This window comes from Kitasatospora sp. NPDC002965 (genome assembly GCF_040611255.1).
Classification (GTDB): domain Bacteria; phylum Actinomycetota; class Actinomycetes; order Streptomycetales; family Streptomycetaceae; genus Kitasatospora.
In genome coordinates this window covers 1-14,565 of record NZ_JBEXNT010000067.1, presented here as the reverse complement: position 1 = coordinate 14,565, position 14,565 = coordinate 1, and the positions used below count along the sequence as shown (strand labels likewise).

Annotated in this window: 7 protein-coding genes; 3 read left to right on the top strand and 4 right to left on the bottom strand. The window is 72.9% G+C overall.

Annotated features, from left to right (window positions below):
• Positions 1-241 precede the first annotated feature (241 nt).
• Positions 242-2,824 (bottom strand): aminopeptidase N, encoded by a 2,583-nt coding sequence (pepN, locus tag ABZY91_RS24290; protein WP_355405210.1) that lies wholly within the window; start codon positions 2,822-2,824, stop codon positions 242-244.
• Between the two features lie 308 nt (positions 2,825-3,132).
• Positions 3,133-4,983, bottom strand: a complete 1,851-nt coding sequence (locus ABZY91_RS24285) for a PQQ-binding-like beta-propeller repeat protein (protein WP_355405209.1) — start codon at positions 4,981-4,983, stop codon at positions 3,133-3,135.
• Between the two features lie 420 nt (positions 4,984-5,403).
• Between ABZY91_RS24285 and ABZY91_RS24280 the strand changes: the two genes are divergently transcribed.
• The 3 genes from ABZY91_RS24280 (at position 5,404) to ABZY91_RS24270 (ending at position 10,667) form a co-directional block, all read left to right on the top strand.
• On the top strand, positions 5,404-6,606 hold the full coding sequence (locus tag ABZY91_RS24280; protein WP_329882065.1) for an ROK family transcriptional regulator: 1,203 nt from the start codon (positions 5,404-5,406) through the stop codon (positions 6,604-6,606).
• A 383-nt stretch (positions 6,607-6,989) separates the two neighbouring features.
• Positions 6,990-8,909, top strand: coding sequence for a 1-deoxy-D-xylulose-5-phosphate synthase (gene dxs / locus ABZY91_RS24275; protein ID WP_355405208.1), 1,920 nt, complete (start codon positions 6,990-6,992; stop codon positions 8,907-8,909).
• 216 nt (positions 8,910-9,125) lie between these two features.
• The gene (locus ABZY91_RS24270; protein WP_329882067.1) at positions 9,126-10,667 is read left to right on the top strand and encodes a glycosyltransferase family 39 protein; all 1,542 of its coding nucleotides are present in this window, start codon (positions 9,126-9,128) and stop codon (positions 10,665-10,667) included.
• A 168-nt stretch (positions 10,668-10,835) separates the two neighbouring features.
• Here the strand turns inward: ABZY91_RS24270 and ABZY91_RS24265 are convergent, their stop codons facing one another.
• Entirely contained in the window at positions 10,836-12,965 is a 2,130-nt protein-coding gene (locus tag ABZY91_RS24265) for a 3-hydroxyacyl-CoA dehydrogenase NAD-binding domain-containing protein (RefSeq protein WP_355405207.1), read from the bottom strand.
• A 2-nt stretch (positions 12,966-12,967) separates the two neighbouring features.
• Positions 12,968-14,185: an acetyl-CoA C-acyltransferase gene (locus ABZY91_RS24260; protein ID WP_329882069.1), complete on the bottom strand. Its 1,218-nt coding sequence runs from the start codon at positions 14,183-14,185 to the stop codon at positions 12,968-12,970.
• Positions 14,186-14,565 lie beyond the last annotated feature (380 nt).

Below are 14,565 nucleotides of genomic sequence, written 5' to 3'. Positions count from 1 at the left end.
TTCCGGCCACAGAGCCCAGCAAGACCCCGAGGGGGGGGGGGGGGGGCGGGCCCCCCCCCCCCCCGGGCCCCCGGGCCCCCCCCCCCCCCCCCCCCCCCCCCCCCCCCCCCCCCGCGGGGGGCGCCGCCCCCCGCCCGCCCCCCCCTCGGGCATTCCCGCCCCGGCCCCGCCCCCCGCTTCCCGCCACCGGGAAGTCCCGGCGGCGGGAGGCAGGGGGACGGCGGTCGGCCGCGCCGGGACCTCAGCCCCGTGCGCCCGCCGCCCGGTCGGCGGCCTGCGCCTTGAGCGCCCGCTCGATCCCGGCCCGCGCCTCGACGACCTGACGCCGCAGCGACGGCGCCGGGTCGGCCGAGTCCAGCCACGCGTCGGTGGCGTCCAGCGTGGCCTGCTCGACCAGCAGGCCCGGGTAGAGCCCGCCGATGATCTGCTGCGAGATCTCGTGGCTGCGGGACTCCCAGACGTCCTTGACCGCCGCGAAGTACTTCGCCACGTACGGCGCCAGCAGCTCGCGCTGGTCGGTCTGCTGGAAGCCGCCGATCACCGCCGCCTGCACGTAGTTGGTGAGCGTGTCCGACTCGACGACCGAGGCCCAGGCCTCCGCCTTGGCCTCGGCGGTCGGCCGGGCGGCCCGGCAGCTGGCGGCGTGCTCCTGGCCGGCCGCGGTGTTGTCGCGGGCGAGCTCGGCCGCGATCGCGGCCTCGTCGGCGCGCCCGGTGGCGGCGAGCCGGCCCAGCAGGGTCCAGCGCAGCTCGGTGTCGACGGCCAGGCCGGCGATCTCGACGGAGCCGTCCAGCAGGCCGGCGATCAGGCCGAGCTGACCGTCGGTCCGGGCGACGGAGGCCAGGACGCGGGCCCAGGCCAGCTGGTGGTCGCTGCCCGCCTCGGCGGTGCGCAGCCGGTCCTCGGCGGCCTCGGCCCAGCGGGACAGGCCCTGCTCGCGCCAGGCCGGGTCGGCGTAGGCGTCGAGGGCGAGCCGCACCTGGCGCTGCACCGACTGGACGACACCGATGTCGGACTCCCGCCGCAGGCCGGAGAGGGCCAGCGTCAGGTAGTCGCGGGCGGCCAGCTCGCCGTCCCGCGTCATGTCCCAGGCGGAGGCCCAGCACAGGGCGCGCGGCAGCGAGTCGGGGAAGCCGCCGAGGTGCTCGGTGACGACGGCCAGCGAGTCCTCGTCGAGCCGGACCTTGGCGTAGGAGAGGTCGTCGTCGTTGAGCAGGATGACGGCCGGGCGGTGCCGGCCGGTGAGCTCGGGCACCTCGGTGCGCGGGCCGTCGACGTCCAGCTCGATCCGGTCGGTGCGGATCAGGGCGCCGTCGTTCAGCTCGTAGAGGCCCACGGCGATCCGGTGCGGGCGGAGCACGGCGTGGCCCTTGGCGCCGGCGGGCAGCGCGGGGGCCTCCTGGAGGACGGCGAAGGACTCGATCTCGCCGTCGGTGTTGAGCGTGAGGGCGGGGCGGAGCACGTTGATGCCGGCGGTCTCCAGCCAGGCGGTGGACCAGGCCTTGAGGTCGCGGCCGCTGGCCTCCTCCAGGGCGCCGAGCAGGTCGCTGAGCCGGGTGTTGCCCCAGGCGTGCCGCTTGAAGTAGGCCCGCACGCCCTCGAAGAACGCGTCCTGGCCGACGTACGCCACCAGCTGCTTGAGCACCGAGGCGCCCTTGGCGTAGGTGATGCCGTCGAAGTTGACCTGGACGTCCTCCAGGTCGTTGATGTCGGCCATGATCGGGTGGGTGGACGGCAGCTGGTCCTGCCGGTACGCCCAGGTCTTCATCTGGTTGGCGAAGGTGGTCCAGGAGTTGGGCCACTTGGAGCCGGGGGCCTCGGCCTGGCAGACGGCCTCGGCGAAGGTCGCGAACGACTCGTTGAGCCAGAGGTCGTTCCACCACTCCATGGTGACGAGGTCGCCGAACCACATGTGGGCGAGCTCGTGCAGGATCGTCGCGGCGCGTGCCTCGTACGCGGCGTCGGTCACCTTGGACCGGAACACGTACTGGTCGCGCAGGGTGACGGCGCCCGCGTTCTCCATCGCGCCGGCGTTGAACTCCGGGACGAACAGCTGGTCGTACTTGGCGAAGGGGTAGGGGAAGTCGAACTTCTCCTGGAAGTAGTCGAAGCCCTGCCGGGTGACCTCGAAGATCGCCTCGGCGTCCAGGAACTCGCGCAGCGAGGGACGGCAGTAGATGCCCAGCGGCACCTCCTGGTCGCCGTTCCGGTACGCGTCGAAGACACCGACGTACGGGCCGGCGATCAGCGCGGTGATGTAGGTGGAGATCCGGCCGGTCGGCTCGAACCGCCAGACCTGGCTGTCGCCCTCGCCCTCAGGCGTCGGGGGGGGCGAGTTGGAGACCACCACCCAGCCGGTGGGCGCGGTCACGGTGAACGTGAAGGCGGCCTTGAGGTCGGGCTGCTCGAAGGAGGCGAAGACCCGGCGGGCGTCCGGCACCTCGAACTGGGTGTACAGGTAGGTCTCGCCGTCGACGGGGTCGACGAACCGGTGCAGGCCCTCACCCGTGTTGGTGTAGGCGCAGTCGGCGACGATCCGCAGCTCGTTCTCGGCGGCGAGCCCCGGGAGAGCGATCCGGCTGTCGGCGAAGTTGGCGTTGTCGAGCCGCTCGCCGTTGAGGACGATCTCCTCCACGCTCGGCGCGACCAGGTCGATGAAGGTGGCCGCGCCGGGGGTGCGGGCGGTGAACCGGACCACGGTGGTGGACCGGAACGTGCCCCCCTCTCGGGCGGAGCTCAGGTCGAGCTCGATCTCGTACGCGTCCACGTGCAGGAGGTCGGCCCGGGTGCGGGCCTCGTCACGGGTCAGGTTGGTGCCGGGCACTCGCTGGACTCCTTCGTCAGGCTGATGCCTGGCATCCTGCCATGCCCGCCCGCCGGGTCCGGAGGAATATGCCCGCGGCCGTCGGACGGGAGGGGCGGGCCGGGCCGGAGGGGGGGGACGACGAAGGCGGGGCGGGGGTGGTCCGGGGACCCCCCCCCCCCCCCCCCGGCCCCCGGGGGTGCGGGGGGGGGGGGGGGGGGGGGGGGGGGGGGGGGGGGGGGGGGGGGGGGGGGGGGGGGGGGGGGGGGGTCCCCCCCCCCCCGCCCCGCCCGTCCCGCCGGGTGTCCGGCGGGATCACCGTTGCGGCGTCACTTCTTGACGTACTTGGCCACCGGCGCGTCGGAGCTGCTGCGCCCGAAGCCGTACAGCGACCCGTCCGACTGCATCACGAACTCGGTGAGGCTGAGGCCGATGTTGAGGTCGACGTTCTTGCTCTCGATGATGGCGCCGAGCTCGGTCGCCGCACCGTCGGTCGGCGAGAGGGTCACCAGCTTGGCGTCCTTGCCGTAGCCCATGTCCAGGATGGCCCGGACCTTGCCGTCCTTGTCGGTGCCGGAGACCAGCCGCAGCCCGTCCTTGGCGTCACCGGTGGTCGACCAGAGCCGCTTGCCGGTGTTCAGGTCGTACGCGTTGATCGCCGGCTTGGTCGGGTTGGTCTGCACGTACAGCGTCGTGCCGCTGATCACGTTCAGGCTGAACGCGTCGGCCTGGCCGCTGAGCCGCAGGCTGTCGTAGCCGGGCTCCTTGACCGACATCTGGTTGCCGGCCTTGTTGGTCTTGTCGAACGGCAGGATGTAGTCGCCGTTCGGACCGTTCGTCACCAGCAGCACCAGCGGCTGGTCCGAGAGGACCTTGTCGACCCGCTCGATGGTGCCGCCGAGCGTGATCGGCGCGGGCGAGGTGACCTTGCCGCTGTCCGTCTCCACGACCACCAGCTGCGACTTGACGGTGGTGTTGAGGCCGTAGCAGCGGTCGGTGACGACGATCTGGGCGCCGGCGGCGGTGCCGTAGACGCTGCAGTCCTTCTCGCGCGGCTGGAACGCCCAGACCGGGGTGCCGTCCGTGATGTTGATCGCGGCGGCCGTGTTGGCGCCGATGCCGACGACCTTGTCGGTGACGGTCAGCGACGGGGAGGACATCCGCTGCTGGCCGACCTTGACCGTCCAGAGCAGCTTGCCGGCGGCGACGTCGACCGCGGCGATGGTGGAGCAGTCGCTGTCACCGGTGTTCAGCGAGATCGCGGCGATGTGCTTGGCGTTGGTGCTGTACGAGGCGGAGCAGAACTCCTTGGTGCCGGCCGGCACCGGGATGTTCCAGGCCTCCTTGCCGTCGACCGTGCTGATGCCCCGGACGCTGGTGGTGTCGACGCGCACCGCGGTCTTCTCGGCGCCCCAGATGGCGAGCAGCCGCGAGCTGCTGCCCCCGGCGGCCGGCTTCTCGGCGGCCCACGCGAGGTTGTAGGCACCGGCCTTGCCACCGCCGCCGCCCGTGGTCGGGCTGCTGGTGGCCCCGGTGGTGGGTGCGGTGGTCGTGCCGCTGGTGGAACCGCCGGTGACCTCGCCGCTGGTGCCGCCGGTCGCGGCCGGCGGGTCGTCGTTCTTCTTCTTGTCGTCGGTGAACAGCACGATCAGCGCGGCGACGATGGCGATCGCCAGCACACCGCCGATGATGCCGCCCCAGATCATCACGGGGTTGCGCTGCTTGGGCGCGGCCGGCACCGGCGCACCGGGGAAGCCGTAGCCGCCCTGCTGCGGGTAGCCGTACCCGGCGCCGCCGTCGGCGGGCGGCGGGGCCGCGTAGCCGTAGGGCTGGCCCGCGTTCGGGGCGCCGAACTGCTGGCCCGCGTTCGGGTCGTACGGGCCGACCGGGGCGCCCGGGGGCGGACCCTGCGCGGGGAAGGCGGGGGCGGTGGGCGCGTAGGCGTAGCCCTGGCCCGCGGCCGGGGGCTGGGCCGGCGGCGTGCCCGGTGCCGGGGGTGAGCCGGCCGGTGCGGGCGGCGCCGCCTGCCCGGGCACCGCCGACCCGTCGAGCTGTGTCTGCTGGTCCGCCACGGCCGCCGGGTCCACGCCACCGGGCTTGCGCCCGAGCGAGACGCCCCGGTTGTCCTGACCGCCGCCGGGCGTGTCGCCCGCCCCCGGCGTAGGGTGATCCCCTGCCATCTGATGCCCCGTCATGTCTGGAAGCGTCCCCCGGCCGGTTCACGTCCGCGGCCGGTGGGACGGGTGAGATTGGGCACCATCGTACGGGGGGACGGTTTTCGGACGGTCCCTGGCGCCCGTATCGCCGTGCACCGCGGCCCTGACCTGGGGTCGGACCGGCCGGTTGCCCGCCCGCAGGGCCCGGCGGGCCGGTGCCGGGGCGCCCTGCGCCCCCGTTCTCCCCGCTCTCTCCCCAGCCTCTCCCCGGTCCCGCTCCGGTTTCTGTCCGGAGTCCTCACCCGTCCCCGGGCCGCCACCGCCCCGGCGCCGCTCCTCCCGTTCACGGATGACCGCGCCCTCCCCTCGCCGCAGGCCCTAGGCTTCAGGACTTGAAAGGGGACGCCCGGCGGAGGGGTCCCCGCGCCCTTGGGAGGGTGGATCATGTCCACGGACACACCGGGCTCGCAGTCCTCACTGCACCGGGCCAACCTGGAACGGGTGCTCCGCGCGGTGCGGATGGCCGGCTCGCTGACGCAGGCCGAGATCGCCCGCGGCACCGGTCTCTCGGCGGCCACCGTGTCCAACATCGTCCGGGAACTGAAGGAGAGCGGCACCGTCGTGGTCGCCGACACCTCCTCCGGCGGGCGGCGCGCCCGCAGCGTCTCGCTCAGCGGGGACGCGGGCATCGTGGTGGGGATCGATTTCGGCCACACCCACCTGAGGGTCGCGGTCGGCAACCTCGCGCACCGGGTGCTCGCCGAGGAGAGCGCCCCGATCGACGTCGACGTCTCGGCCGCGCAGGGCTTCGACCGGGCCGAGGCCCTGGTCGAACGGCTCCTCGCCGAGGCCGGGTTCCGGCCGGAGAAGGTGATCGGCGTGGGCCTGGGCGTCCCCGGCCCGATCGACGTGGAGACCGGCGCGCTGGGTTCGACCGCGATCCTGCCCGGCTGGACCGGGATCGCCCCCGGGCGCGAGCTGGCCCAGCGGCTCGGCATGCCGGTGCACGTCGACAACGACGCCAACCTCGGCGCGCTCGGCGAGCTGGTCTGGGGCGCGGGACGCGGGCTGAGCGACCTCGCCTATATCAAGGTGGCGAGCGGCGTCGGCGCCGGGCTGGTGGTCAACGGGCAGATCTACCGCGGCCCGGGCGGCACCGCGGGCGAGATCGGTCACATCACCCTGGACGAGGCCGGCCCGGTCTGCCGCTGCGGCAACCGGGGCTGTCTGGAGACCTTCGTCGGTTCGCGCTACCTGCTCAACCTGCTCGTGCCGACCCTCGGCCCGGAGCTCTCGCTGCCCCGGGTGGTCGAGCTGGCCCACCAGGGCGACCTCGGGTGCCGCCGGGTGATCGCCGACGCCGGCCGGCAGATCGGCACCGGTGTGGCGACCCTCTGCAACCTGCTCAACCCGCGCCGCGTGATCCTCGGCGGTGACCTCGCGGAGGCCGGTGAGCTGGTGCTCGCCCCGATCCGCGACTCGGTGGCCCGCTACGCCATCCCCAGCGCCGCCCGCCAGCTCTCGGTCGTCCCCGGCACCCTGGGCGGCCGCGCCGAGGTGCTGGGCGCGCTCGCGCTGGTGATGAGCGAGATGGGGGAGTCCGGCGCACTCGGCCGCCCGACCCCGGCCGCCACCGCCCGCCCCTGAGCCCCGGAGCCCCTGAGCCCCTGAGCCCCGGAGCCCCTGAGCCCCGGAGCCCCTGAGCCCCGGAGCCCTCGGGCCGCGGACGGCCGCCCCCGGGCCCGCCCCTCCCCGTCGGCGGCCGGGTCACGGCCGTCCCGGGCGCGGTGCGCCCCGGGCCCGTCCGGGCGCGCCGACACGCCGGTTTCTGCGATTCACCCGAAAGAGTGACCGTCGAGGTGACTGGCGTGTACCGGCCGGTGGCACCGGACGCCCCGCCCGGTGTCCGGCGGCCGGAGATTAGACTCGACCGGTCGGCACCGACCGCGAGGCGGCGGGGAGTGCCGCCGCACCGGGCAGCGACGCCCGTCGGACCTCGCGGTCCGCGAACACTGAACGAGGAGGAACGGGTGGCCCTGCTGACCCGCATTCGGGGACCGCGCGATCTCGACCGGCTCACGCCCGGACAGCTGGCCACCCTGGCCCAGGAGATCCGGACCTTCCTGGTGACGGAGGTCTCCAAGACGGGCGGCCACCTCGGCCCCAACCTCGGCGTGGTGGAACTCACCATCGCGCTGCACCGGGTCTTCGACTCGCCACGCGACCGCATCCTCTTCGACACCGGCCACCAGAGCTACGTCCACAAGCTGCTCACCGGCCGCCAGGACTTCTCGCAGCTGCGGATCAAGGGCGGCCTCTCCGGCTACCCCTCCCGCGCCGAGTCCGAGCACGACGTGATCGAGAACTCGCACGCCTCCACCGTGCTCTCCTACGCCGACGGCCTGGCGAAGGCCAACGAGCTGCTGGGCAAGCACGACCCGGTGGTGGCCGTGATCGGTGACGGCGCGCTCACCGGCGGCATGGCCTGGGAGGCGCTCAACAACATCGCCGACTCCAAGGACCGCCCGGTCGTCATCGTCGTCAACGACAACGAGCGCTCCTACTCGCCGACCATCGGCGGCCTGGCCAACCACCTCGCCACCCTGCGCACCACCCAGGGCTACGAGCGGTTCCTCTCCTGGGGCAAGGACGCGCTGCAGCGCACCCCGGTGGTCGGCCAGCAGCTGTTCGAGACCCTGCACGGCGCCAAGAAGGGCCTGAAGGACTTCATCGCGCCGCAGGGCATGTTCGAGGACCTCGGCCTCAAGTACATCGGCCCGATCGACGGCCACGACCTCACCGCCCTGGAGTCCGCGCTGACCAAGGCGCGCGGCTTCGGCGGCCCGGTGATCGTGCACTGCCTCACCGAGAAGGGCCGCGGCTACCACGCCGCCGAGAACAACGACGAGGACCGCTTCCACGCGGTCGGCGTGATCCACCCGGAGACCGGCCTGCCGATCAAGAGCGCGGGCAAGGACTGGACCTCGGTCTTCGCCGAGGAGATGGTGGCGCTCGGGCACGAGCGCGAGGACATCGTCGGCATCACCGCCGCGATGCTCCACCCGGTCGGCCTGGCCCCGTTCGCGCAGGCGTTCCCGGACCGGATCTTCGACGTCGGCATCGCCGAGCAGCACGCCGTCACCAGCGCCGCCGGCCTGGCCACCGGCGGCCTGCACCCGGTCTTCGCGGTGTACGCGACCTTCCTGAACCGTGCCTTCGACCAGGTGCTGATGGACGTCGCGCTGCACAAGCTGGGCGTCACCTTCGTGCTGGACCGGGCCGGCGTCACCGGCACCGACGGCGCCTCGCACAACGGCATGTGGGACATGTCGATCCTCCAGGTCGTCCCCGGCCTGCGGCTCGCCGCGCCGCGCGACGCCGACCAGGTGCGCGCCCAGCTGCGCGAGGCGGTCGACGTCAAGGACGCCCCGACCGTGGTCCGCTACTCGAAGGGCTCGGTCGGTCCGGCCGTCCCGGCGGTCGGCCGGATCGGCGGCATGGACGTGCTGCGCGAGGCGGCGCCGGACGCCGCCGGGCCGACGGCCGACGGCCGACGCGCCGACGTGCTGATCGTCTCGGTCGGCGCGCTGGCCCCGATGTGCCTGGAGGTGGCCGACCTGCTGGCCGCCCAGGGCGTCACCGCCACCGTGGTGGACCCGCGCTGGGTCAAGCCGGTCGACCCGGCCCTGCCGGGCCTGGCCGCCGAGCACCGGGTGGTCGTCACGGTCGAGGACAACGGCCGGGTCGGCGGTGTCGGCGCCGCGATCGCCCAGGCGCTGCGCGACGCCGGCGTGGACCTGCCGCTGCGCGACTTCGGCATTCCGCAGCAGTTCCTGGACCACGCCTCGCGGCCGGAGATCCTCGCCGAGATCGGTCTCACCGCCCCGGACGTCGCCCGTCAGGTGACGGCGCTGGTCTCCAAGCTGGACGTGGCCGCCGTCGAGGCCTGACCGACCTCCGCCGACCCGGCCGGGTCACCCGCCCGGCCGATCGGGGCGGTGCGGGTCGGCCGGGCCCTCCGGGGCCGTCCCGGCCGTCCGACGTCGACGGCTCGGCAACAGTTCGGTACGGATCAGGCACGGATCGGGTACGGATCGGGCTGATAATCGCACCGAAAGGCGGGACCGGCGCTTCCGGCGCCGATCCCGCCCGGTAGGTTGTCATCCGTGCCGACCCCCACCCGATCCCGCCTGACCGCGCTCGCCGAGCGCCTGCCCTTGGGGGTACCCCCGGCCGAGGGCTGGGAGCGCGTCCGCGTCGGCTACTGGACGCGGCTGGTGCCGTTGCTGGCCCTGGTCGCGCTCGTCACCCACATCCCGTCCTTCGTCCGGCCGGTCTGGAGCCCCGACGAGGGCTTCCTGGCCACCCAGGCCCGGATGCTCGCCGACGGCGGCGTCCTGTACGACACCGTGGTCGACCGCAAGCCGCCGCTCCTGCCCTGGCTCTACCAGGCCTCGTTCGCGGTCTTCGGCTCCGCCTCGCTCTGGCCGCTGCGCACGCTGGCGGTGGGCGCCCACCTGGTCACCGCGATCCTGCTGGCCTCGATCGCCCGCGGCCGCTGGGGCAACCGGGCCGGCGCCGGCGCCGGGCTGCTCTACCTGCTGGTCTCCATCGGGCTCTCCCCGGAGGACACCCAGGCGGCGACCTTCGAGGTCTTCATGCTGCCCGCCATGGTGGCCGCCTTCCGGTACGCCGAGCGGCGCCGCTGGCTGGCGGCGGGCATCGCGGTGGCGCTCTGCTCGCTGACCAAGCAGACCGGCGGCGCGGTGCTGCTGGCCGTGCTCTGGATGCTCTACCAGGACGCCCGCCGGCGCGGCGTCCGGTGGCCGCCCGCCCTGTTCAAGATCGGGTTCGGCTTCACGCTGCCGATAGCGCTGGTCGCGGTCATCCTCACCAAGCCCAAGGGCTTCCTCTTCTGGGTGGTCACCGGCAGCGGCGACTACGCCTCGGCGGGCGGCGCCCTGCTGCAGATGGTCGGCCGGGCGCTCGGCAACTCGGCGATCCTGCTCGGGGCCGGGCTCGGCTTCCTGCTGCCGGTCGGCCGACGGCTCTGGCTGAAGTACCGCCACCGCCCGCTACCCGTCGCCGGGGAGGAGCACGGCTCCACCACGGACCTCTGGGTCTGGCTGCTGTCCTCGGTGATCGCGGTCAGCGTCGGCTTCCACTTCTTCGGCCACTACTACCTGCAGCTGATGCCCCCGCTGGTGCTGCTGGGCACCGGGGCGGTCGCCACCTCGGCGGTCCGCTGGAAGCCGGTCCTGGTGTACACCACGGCCGCCGCCACGGTCTTCTGGGGCCTGGCGCTGGCCTGGCCGGGGGAGCGGCTCAGCCGCACCACCGAGGTCGCCACGGCGGTCGCCGCCCAGACCTCGCCCAAGGACACCGTGCTGGTCTGGGGCATGCACCCGGAGCTGTACTGGCTCGCGGACCGCAAGCCCGCCACCCGGTACCTGACCGCCGGATTCCTCACCAACTACAGCGGCGGCAAGGACAGCAGCCTCAACGTCGGCGAGCAGTTCTCCGTGGACAACGCCTGGCAGACCTTCGACCAGGAGATCGCCAAGGGCCTGCCCGAGGTCGTGGTCGACGACTCCGGCCTCGCGCCGTACCAGCCCGGCATGATCCCGAAGATCGAGGCGCTGCTGGACACCCACTACGAGATGGTCGGCGTCTTCGCCGACACGGTGGTCTACCGCCTCAAGCGCTGACGCCCCGGCGGTCGGGGCGGGGCCCGCCCGGCAGCCGCCCGGTCCGGCAGTCCCGGCACGGGAAGGAGCGCCGGCACGCGGAGGAGCCCCGGCACGCGGAGGAGCCCCGGCACGCGGAAGAGCCCCGGTGACCGATCCGTCGGTCACCGGGGCTCCGTCGTGCACTCCTCAGGCGGGCACCGAGGCCACACCGGGGGCGAGGAAGGGCTTGCCGTTCACGCGCTCCGAGATGCCCTCACGGTCCAGGTACGGGGTGATCCCGCCCAGGTGGAAGGGCCAGCCGGCGCCGGTGATCATGCAGAGGTCGATGTCCTGCGCCTCGGCGACGACACCCTCCTCCAGCATCAGGCCGATCTCCTGCGCGACGGCCTCCAGCGACCGCGAGAGCACCTGCTCCTCGGTCAGCACGCTGTCGCCGAAGGAGAGCAGCTCCAGCACCTCGGGGTCGAGGATCTGCTTGCCGTCGACCCAGGTGTAGAAGCCGCGCTTGCCGGCCTTCACCACCTTGCCGAGGTTCTCGGAGACGGTGAAGCGCTCCGGGAAGGCCCCGTGCAGGGTCTCCGAGACGTGCAGCGCGATGGCCGGGCCGACCAGCTCCAGCAGCACGATCGGGGACATCGGCAGGCCGAGCGGCTCGACGCCCTTCTCGACGGTGGCGATCGGGGTGCCCTCGTCGATGATGTTCTGGATCTCGCCCATGAAGCGGGTCAGGATCCGGTTCACCACGAACGCCGGGGCGTCCTTGACCAGCACCGAGGTCTTCCGCAGCTTCTTCGAGACGCCGAAGGCCGTGGCCAGCGCGACGTCGTCGGTCTGCTCGCCGCGGACGATCTCCAGCAGCGGCAGGATCGCGACCGGGTTGAAGAAGTGGAAGCCGACGACCCGCTCGGGGTGCTTCAGCTTCGAGGCCATCTCGGTGACCGACAGGGAGGAGGTGTTGGTCGCCAGCACGCAGGTCGGCGAGACCACGTTCTCCAGGTCCGCGAAGACGGTCTGCTTGACGCCCATCTCCTCGAACACGGCCTCGATCACGAAGTCCGCGTCGGCGAAGCCGGCGGCCTTGTCGAGCGAGCCGGTGACCAGGCCCTTGAGACGGTTGGCCTTGTCCTGGCCGATCCGGCCCTTGCCGAGCAGCTTGTCGATCTCGGCGTGGACGTAGCCGACGCCCTTGTCGATGCGCTCCTGGTCGATGTCGGTGAGGACCACCGGCACCTCCAGACGGCGGGCGAACAGCAGCGCCAGCTGCGAGGCCATCAGACCGGCGCCGACGACGCCGACCTTGGTGACCGGGCGGGCCAGCGACTTGTCCGGCGCGCCGACGGGGCGCTTGGCCCGGCGCTGCACCAGGTTGAAGGCGTAGATGCCGCTGCGCAGCTCGCCGCCCATGATGAGGTCGGCCAGGGCCGCGTCCTCGGCGTCGAAACCGGCCTGGAGGTCCTGGTCCTTCACCTGGGCGATGATGTCCAGCGCCCGGTAGGCGGCGGGGGCCGCACCGTGGACCTTGGCGTCGGCGACCAGACGGCCCCAGGCGACGGCGTCGTCCCAGGCCTTGCCGCGGTCGATCTCCTCGCGCTCGACGGTCACGTCGCCCTTGAGGACACGGGCCGCCCAGAGCAGCGACTGCTCCAGGAAGTCGGCCGGCTCGAAGATCGCGTCGGCGATCCCCAGCTCGAACACGTCCTTGCCCTTGAGCTGCTTGTTCTGCGCCATCGAGTTCTCGATGATGACCTTGACGGCCTTCGCCGGGCCGATCAGGTTCGGCAGGACGGTACAGCCGCCCCAGCCGGGGACGAGGCCGAGGAAGACCTCCGGCAGCGAGAACGCCGGGACGCCCGCGGACACCGTGCGGTAGTCGCAGTGCAGGCCGACCTCGACGCCGCCGCCCATCGCCGCGCCGTTGTAGAACGCGAAGGTCGGGACGGGCAGTGCGGCGATCCGCTTGAAGACCTCGTGGCCGCCCTTGCCGATGGCCAGCGCGTCCGCGTGCTCCTTGAGCAGCTCGACGCCCTTGAGGTCGGCGCCGACCGCGAAGATGAACGGCTTGCCGGTGATCGCCGCACCGACGACGGTGCCCTCGGCGGCCTCCGCCTCGACCTGGTCCAGCGCCGCACTCAGCTTGAGCAGCGAGCCCGGGCCGAAGGTGGTCGGCTTGGTGTGGTCGAAGCCGTTGTCCAGGGTGATCAGGGCCAGCCGGCCGGCCTGCAGCGGCAGGTCCAGGTGGCGGACGTGCGCGGTGGTGACGACCTCGCCGGGGAAGAGTTCGGCGCCGCGGGTCAGCAGCTCAGTCGTGGTGCTCATGGTCACTTACCACCCTCGAAGTGCGGGTTCTCCCAGATGATGGTGCCGCCCATGCCGAAGCCGATGCACATCGTGGTGAGGCCGTAACGGACGTCCGGGCGCTGCTCGAAGCGGCGGGCCAGCTGGTTCATCAGGCGCACGCCGGAGGAGGCCAGCGGGTGGCCGAAGGCGATCGCGCCGCCGTACGGGTTGACCCGCTCGTCGTCGTCCGCGATCCCGTAGTGGTCCAGGAAGGCCAGCACCTGGACGGCGAAGGCCTCGTTGACCTCGAAGGCCTGGATGTCGTCGATGGTCAGACCGGCCTTGGCCAGCGCCTTCTCGGTGGCCGGCACCGGGCCGATGCCCATCACCTCGGGCTCGACGCCCGCGAAGGCGTAGGAGACCATACGCATCTTGACCGGCAGGCCGAGCTCCTCGGCCACGTCCTCGGCGGCCAGCAGCGAGGCGGTGGCGCCGTCGTTCAGACCGGCCGAGTTGCCCGCGGTGATGTTGCCGTGCGGGCGGAACGGGGTCTTCAGACCCGCCAGGCTCTCCATCGTGGTGCCCGGGCGCAGCGGCTCGTCCACGGTGGCCAGGCCCCAGCCGGTCTCGCCGACCTCGGGGTTGGTGTTGCGGATCGAGATCGGCACCAGGTCGGGCTGGATGTCGCCGTTGGCGTACGCCTTGGCGGCCTTCTCCTGCGAGCGCACGGCGTAGGCGTCGCAGCGCTCCTTGGTGATGTGCGGGAACCGGTCGTGCAGGTTCTCCGCGGTCATCCCCATGAACAGGGCGGACTCGTCGACGAGCTTCTCGGAGACGAAGCGCGGGTTCGGGTCGACGCCCTCGCCCATGGGGTGGCGGCCCATGTGCTCGACGCCACCGGCCACGACGATGTCGTACGCGCCGAAGGCGATACCGCCGGCGGTCGCGGTGACGGCGGTCAGCGCGCCGGCACACATGCGGTCGATCGAGTAGCCGGGGACGGACTTCGGCAGGCCGGCCAGCAGCGCGGCGGTGCGGCCGATCGTCAGACCCTGGTCGCCGATCTGCGTGGTGGCCGCGACGGCGACCTCGTCGATGCGCTCGACGGGCAGGTTCGGGTTCCGGCGCACGAGCTCCCGGATGCACTTGACGACCAGGTCGTCGGCGCGCGTCTCGTGGTAGATGCCCTTCGGGCCGGCCTTGCCGAACGGGGTGCGGACGCCATCGACGAAGACGACGTCCCTCGCGGTACGAGGCACGGGGGCTTCTCCTCCCAGGGACCAACAGGTTGAGGTGGGCAGGCTGCCGCCGTCCGTCGCACGAGGGGACGTGAGCGGCGCTGCTTCACCGTCATGCTACCCGCCGGTAACCAGCCTGCCCAGGCCCGACGGGTGCATCTCCCCGTGTGTCCCGCAACACGTGCTGTCGCCCGCTCGCCTCCGGGCCGCTTCGGTCCGGTGCCGACGGTCGGCGCTCCCGCGCTCCTTCGTCGCTTCCTCGCTTCTCCCTCTCGGCACCGGCGCGGTCCTTCGGCTCGGGGCGGGTGTCGCCCGCTCGCCTCCGGGCCGCTTCGGTCCGGTGCCGACGGTCGGCGCTCCCGCGCTCCTTCGTCGCTTCCTCGCTTCTCCCTCTCGGCACC

Excerpts from the sequence above, each read along its gene's own strand:
- ABZY91_RS24285 (WP_355405209.1), bottom strand. The coding sequence starts at position 4,983 with ATGGCAGGGGATCACCCTACGCCGGGGGCGGGCGACACGCCCGGCGGC.
- ABZY91_RS24280 (WP_329882065.1), top strand. The coding sequence starts at position 5,404 with ATGTCCACGGACACACCGGGCTCGCAGTCCTCACTGCACCGGGCCAAC.
- ABZY91_RS24265 (WP_355405207.1), bottom strand. The coding sequence starts at position 12,965 with ATGAGCACCACGACTGAGCTGCTGACCCGCGGCGCCGAACTCTTCCCC.